The organism is Bradyrhizobium betae (assembly GCF_004123905.1).
In the GTDB taxonomy this organism is placed as follows: domain Bacteria; phylum Pseudomonadota; class Alphaproteobacteria; order Rhizobiales; family Xanthobacteraceae; genus Bradyrhizobium; species Bradyrhizobium betae_A.
In genome coordinates this window covers 199,502-205,540 of the sequence record NZ_MZXW01000005.1, presented here as the reverse complement: position 1 = coordinate 205,540, position 6,039 = coordinate 199,502, and the positions used below count along the sequence as shown (strand labels likewise).

Below are 6,039 nucleotides of genomic sequence, written 5' to 3'. Positions count from 1 at the left end.
GCACGCGGCCACGGGCTCACAGGGACTACCCGCCCTGCCCTTGACCTCTCGCGCACGACGCTGCCGCGTCCACCGCAACCCCGCTCGCATATCGTGACGACGTACGATCGCCCCTCAAGGATGAGCGGGGATGGGCGCCACATACGCCAAAACAGAATTTCGGTAAAGTGGAATATTTTGATCGAGACTGATTGACCAATTGGCGGGGTGTTTTGCCCGTCGGGCAGCACAAGCTCTCGTGGCCCGGATGGAGCGCAGCGGAATGCGGGAGACTGTACCGGGTTGCGCCCCGCTCCATCCGGCTACCGTCGCTCCGACGCGAGCTCCGTCATCCTGAGGTGCTCACTCCGCGGCGCCAGAGGCGCCGCGGAGTGAGCCTCGAAGGATGTACGGCCCGGATGCAGCCGGGCCGTCGCCCTTCGAGGGCCGCTGAAGAAGCGGCCACCTCAGGGTGACGGTGAGAGATGACCGCTTGCACCTTGACACGCGCCCCCGTTCCACGGCTGGTTGACCCGCCGGACCACCGAACTGAGGACTACCAATGCGCACCACTTCGGTCGGCATCTTCAAGGTCGCCACCAAGGGACCCGGCGACGTCTCCGGCCTCATGAGCATGATCGGCTCCGGCGAAATCGATCCCACATCGATCCTGGCCATCCTCGGCAAGACCGAGGGCAATGGCGGCGTCAACGATTTCACCCGGGAGTATGCGGTCGCGGCGCTGTGCACGGCACTGGCACCAAAACTCGGGCTGTCGCCAGAGGCGGTCGAGCAGCGCATCGCCTTCGTGATGTCCGGCGGTACCGAAGGCGTGCTCAGCCCGCACATCACCGTGTTCACCCGCAGCGAGGCCGAGCGACCGGCAGGCCTGTCCGGCAAGCGCCTGAGCATCGGCATGGCGCACACGCGGGATTTCCTGCCCGAGGAGCTCGGCCGCTCCGCCCAGATCACGGAGACGGCCAAGGCGGTGAAGGCCGCGATGGACGACGCCGGCATCACCGATCCCGCTGACGTCCATTTCGTGCAGATCAAGTGCCCGCTGCTCACCAGCGACCGTGTCGAGGCGGCAAACGCGCGCGGCAGCAAAACGGTGACGACGAGCGCTTATAGCTCGATGGCCTATTCGCGCGGCGCCTCCGCGCTCGGCGTTGGCGTTGCGCTCGGCGAGATCGCACCCGATGTCCGCGACGAGGACGTGCTGCGACGCTACGATCTGTTCTCGAGGGTCGCCTCGACCTCATCGGGGATCGAGCTGATGCATAACGTCGTTATCGTGCTCGGCAGCTCGAAGGCTTCAGCGAGCGAATTCGAAATCGGGCATGCCGTGATGAGCGATGCGATCGATGCTCCCGCGGTGATGTCGGCGTTGGAGAGCGTTGGGCTTGGCACGACGCCGCAGCCGGGCCGCGAGCTCGTCAACATCTTCGCCAAGGCCGAGGCCTCGCCTGATGGCAACGTGCGCGGCTTCCGCCACACCATGCTGGAAGATACCGACATCAGCTCGACACGCCACGCCCGCGCGGCGGTTGGCGGCCTGATCGCGGGCCTTGCCGGCACCGGCGCGGTCTATGTGTCCGGCGGGGCCGAGCATCAGGGGCCGGCGGGCGGCGGCCCGGTTGCGGTGATCGCGCGACTGTCTTGATGATGCCGCGACCCCTCCGCCCCGCGCAACCCTGCCCTTCGCGCCGGCTCAGTTGATAAACGCGGGGCCTTGCGAAAAAGGTGGCGCCGCACCTTAGGGGATTTTGATTTCATGACTTTGCCGATGACCTGGAATGAATGGGCGCAACACGATGGCGTCGGCCTCGCGGCACGCGTCCGCAAGGGCGAGCTGACGGCAAAGGAACTGGCCCGCCAGGCTGCCGCGGGCGTCGCCAAGGTCAATCCGGCGCTGTCGGGCGTGGTCGAGCTGTTCGAGGACGTGATCGCCGATCCCGCCAAGGACGGCGCTAACCTCGCCGGCCCGTTCGCCGGCCTGCCCTTCCTGATGAAGGATCTGGGACCCACCATGAAGGGCCGGCTCCAGGAAATGGGCTCGCTGCTGATGCGCGGCAACCGCGCCAGCGCCGATACGTTCCTCACCGGCAAATTCCGCCAGGCCGGCCTCAATTTGATCGGGCGCACCACGACGCCGGAATTCGGCGTGTGCAGCTCGGCTGACAATCCGGCCGTCTATGTGACGCGCAATCCGTGGAATACCGACTACACCACCTGCGGCTCGTCCGCGGGCAGCGCGGCGATGGTTGCCGCCGGCGTGGTGCCGATCGCACATGCGACCGACGGTGGCGGCTCGATCCGCATTCCCGCCGGCGTCAACGGCAATATCGGGCTGAAAGTCTCGCGCGGTGTGTTCTCGCTGGCACCGCACATGTCCGATCTCACTGGCCTCGTCTCGATCCAGGGCTGCCAGTCGCGCAGCGTGCGCGACACCGCCGCCTTCGTCGATCACGCCCGCGGGCCTGCGCCCGGCGAGTTCATGCCGTTCTGGACCACGGCGCAGCCCTATTCGGAGATGATCAAGCGCGATCCGGGCAAGCTCCGCATCGCGCTGTCGCACAGCTGGGGCGATTACACCGCGACGCCTGAGATCGCCGCCGAGCTGGAGAAGACCGGCCGCTTCCTCGAAGGCCTCGGCCATCACGTCGACTATGCGCTGCCCGAGCTCGACTTCCGCGCCGCGTTCGAGGCGCAGACCACCTGCTACATCAGCAATTTTGCGGTGGTGATCTCCAACATGCTCGCCGCGCGCGGGCTGGAGAAGCCGCCGGAAGATCTCATCGAACCCATGAACATCCGGATCTGGGAAGCCGGCCGCCATACGACCTTCGCGGAGCGGGCGAAGATGCAGGGCGTGTTCAACACGACCTCACGCGGCTTCGGCGCGTTCTTCGAACAGTGGGACGTCATCCTGACGCCGATCACCGCGCTGCCGACGCCGAAGGTCGGCACCAGGGAATATCTCACCATCTCCGACAATCCCGATGTGCTCGACTGGTTCGGTAATCTCTGGCGCTTCTTCGCCTTCACGCCGCTCGCCAATCTCTGCGGCATGCCCGCGATCTCGATGCCGATGGCAACACAGGATCACGGCCTGCCGCTCGGCATCCAGGCGATCGCCAAGCAGGCCAATGACGGCCTCCTGCTGCAACTCGCCGCCCAGATCGAGCGCGCGCTCGACGGCAAATGGAACGACGGCAAGACCGCGAAGGTGCATGTGACGAAGGCTTAGGCTAGCCTTTGCCCTTGCCGGCCTGTCGCGCAATGTCGATGCGCAAGCGCGACACGCCCTGCTCGGCGAGCATGCGGGCCGCGGGGCTTCGCATCTCCGGAAAGAGAGCGACGAGCGCATTGACGCCGGTCACGGCGGGATTGCCCACTTCCTGAGCGTGAAGCACCGCGCGCTGGTCGACGCGTTCGAACGCCGGCGTCGGGATGGCGCTTCCGGCCTCGATCACGATGTGCTTGAGCTCGTTGTCCAGATACTGCGTGAGGCTTTGTCTCAGCTTGCCAAGGTCAGCCTCGCAGGCGCGCATCACGGCGGAGGCGTCCGCATCATCGGTCAGAGCGAGCAGCAGATGCTCGAGCGTCGCATATTGATGACGACGCCGGTCAGCATGATCGAGCGCCTGTCGTTTCGTGGCCGCGTAACTTGCCGAAACGGGACGCTGCGGCAGGTCGAGCAACGCTTCGATGCGTTCGAGCCGCTTCATGGGATCGAGCGTCGCCAGGAGCTCGTATTTGTCTATGATGGGCAACTTCATTCGCGTCGCGACGATGTCGGCGATCTGTCCAGGATCTCGCGTTTGATCGAAGAACAGCCAGATGTCCGGCACCAAAATTCCATGAACCGCCGTGTAATCCTGGAAGCGCTGATAGATCCTTCGGACGACATCCCTTGCATTGCGGGCAACTCCCTCGCTGACGTCGACCGCCTCAGCCCAATAGGCGGACGCTTCGGTAGCGAAGCCGCGTAGCTCCACGCGCCGCAGTCCCCGCGTCAGCACCCTGAACGTGCCATCGGCGAGCGGTTCGAGTTCGAGCAGCTGGGCCACGATGCCGATCTCGTAGACGTCGGCAAATCTGGGATCATCGACGCTCGCCTCCCGCTGCACCGCCAGCACGACCTCGCGTCCGCCTTCAAACGCCTGGTTCAGGGCCTGGAAGGAGCTCTCTCGGCCCACAAACATCGGATACGTCGCATTTGGAAACGGGACGAGATCGCGCAGCGGAACGGCAGGATAGAGCGCCGTGGTCGTGTTCAGCTGTGTCGCCGGAGCGGCCGGCTCACGGCGCTCGGCATGAAGCATCGCCGCCAAAGTATTCCAGTCGGCAACGCCCAGCATCCTCGACACCAGTTCGAGGCTCTCGCTGTGACTAATGGTGACGGACTTGGTGGTCAGGGATTCGCGCAGGGTCTGCGCCATAGCCTTGGCATCGCGAAAATCGCGCATCGGTTCGTCCTCTGCATGAGCGATCCAGGTGTGTCAGGCGGTTGCGTTGCTGACCCGGTCGCTCGGGCAAAGGGGGCCGATCAGGGCTCGATACGTTCACCATCCCACAGAGGGGGCAACCGGCAGGTCGTATCAACCTGTGCGAAAAGTGACGCAAAGACAGTTTGCTGTCAATTGCGACCTCAATTCTTCATCGCCGGAATCTCCTCCGCCGGCTGCTGCTGGCCCTGCTTGAACATCGCAAGCGCCTTGTCGAGCGCTTCGCGCAAGGCCAGCGCCGCGGCGACGCTGCAACGCAGATGCGCGGTCTGGACCACGTCGACCCTGACGGCGGCGCCGACCGGCATCAGGAGATTTGCGGCGAGTTCGATCTGGATCGCACCATTGTGGTGGCCGAAGCAGGAGGCGCCGTCGAAATAGATGATCGGCGCCCGCTCCGAGCTCGAGCTCGAAATCGTGACGGGCCCCGGGTTGGTGGCGGGTGTTTCGGGGTCGGCCATGGGCGCTCCTTACGGCTGGTCGGCAAGCGAAGCGCCCACCATCGTTGCTTCGGTCCGCCCTGTCGAGGCCAAACCGGCCGCGGCAGACCTGCCGTGCGAGGCCCGTTCCGGGTTTTGCGCCGCGCCCGACACTGGTCTAGAACATCGCCATGTCCAGCTCATCGACGTCCAGCGCACCTGCCACGCTTCCCTTCGAGGAACTCGCCGAGGCCATCAAGGGCCGCCGCTCCGACTACGGCCATATCAGCGGGCTTCAGCTCGACCGCTTCGCACCTGCCGAAGCCTGGTCCAGCCTGCCCTACCGTCCCGTCTTCGTCGGCGACACCGAGACCGGCGTGCTGCATGGTGGCGTCGTCACCGCGATGCTCGACGAAAGCTGCGGCATGGCGGTGCAACTTGCGCTCGACGGCACGCGCGCGATCGCAACCCTGGATTTGCGGATCGACTATCAGAAGCCGGCAACGCCGGGCCTCGACATCAAGGCGCATTCGATCTGCTACCGCACCACGCGCTCGATCGCGTTCGTGCGCTCGACGGCCTATCAGGACTCCGAGGACGATCCGGTCGCGACCGCGACCGCTTGCTTCATGATCGGCGCCAACCGCACCAACATGCTGGCCGATCGCAGGATGGAAGCGCTCAGCGTCCCCACCCTGGAGGCGCCGGAGGATCCGGAGGGCCCGTTCGCGCACAGCCCGTTCGCGCGCTGTCTCGGCATCCGCCTCAACGACGACGGCACGCTGACGATGCCGTTCTCGCCAAAGATCATCGGCAATCCGATCCTGCCCGCGATCCATGGCGGCATGACCGGCGCGTTCCTCGAGACCACGGCCATCATCGGGGTGGCGCGCGAGCTCGGCGCCGCCGCGCCGCCCAAGCCGATCGGACTCACGGTCAACTATCTGCGCTCTGGCCGCGCGCTCGATACGTTTGCGAATGTGTCGATCGTGAAGCAGGGCCGGCGCATCGTCGCCTTCGAGGCGCGCGCCTGGCAGGATGACGCGGACAAGCCGATCGCCACCGCCTTCGGCCATTTCATGCTGCGCCCGACGCCTGGAAACGACGACGAATAGGCGTATTTTACTTGA

Annotated in this window: 5 protein-coding genes; 3 read left to right on the top strand and 2 right to left on the bottom strand. The window is 65.5% G+C overall.

All coding sequences use genetic code 11. From position 1 onward, the window contains the following. The first annotated feature begins 541 nt into the window (after window positions 1-541). A complete protein-coding gene (locus B5V03_RS03445) occupies window positions 542-1,642 on the top strand; it encodes a ring-opening amidohydrolase (protein ID WP_129267870.1) in 1,101 nt (366 codons plus the stop codon). 111 nt (window positions 1,643-1,753) lie between these two features. After that, window positions 1,754-3,229, top strand: a complete 1,476-nt coding sequence (locus tag B5V03_RS03440; protein ID WP_164987756.1) for an amidase — start codon at window positions 1,754-1,756, stop codon at window positions 3,227-3,229. Window position 3,230: 1 nt separating this feature from the next. Here B5V03_RS03440 and B5V03_RS03435 read toward each other — a convergent pair whose 3' ends face one another. Both B5V03_RS03435 and B5V03_RS41305 read right to left on the bottom strand, forming a co-directional pair. Beyond that, window positions 3,231-4,451, bottom strand: a complete 1,221-nt coding sequence (locus B5V03_RS03435) for an LON peptidase substrate-binding domain-containing protein (protein WP_129267869.1) — start codon at window positions 4,449-4,451, stop codon at window positions 3,231-3,233. A 182-nt stretch (window positions 4,452-4,633) separates the two neighbouring features. Then, window positions 4,634-4,951 (bottom strand): hypothetical protein, encoded by a 318-nt coding sequence (locus tag B5V03_RS41305; protein WP_164987755.1) that lies wholly within the window; start codon window positions 4,949-4,951, stop codon window positions 4,634-4,636. Window positions 4,952-5,100: 149 nt separating this feature from the next. Here B5V03_RS41305 and B5V03_RS03425 point away from each other — a divergent pair, with 149 nt between their 5' ends. Next, window positions 5,101-6,024, top strand: a complete 924-nt coding sequence (locus tag B5V03_RS03425; protein ID WP_129267868.1) for a PaaI family thioesterase — start codon at window positions 5,101-5,103, stop codon at window positions 6,022-6,024. Window positions 6,025-6,039: the final 15 nt, after the last annotated feature.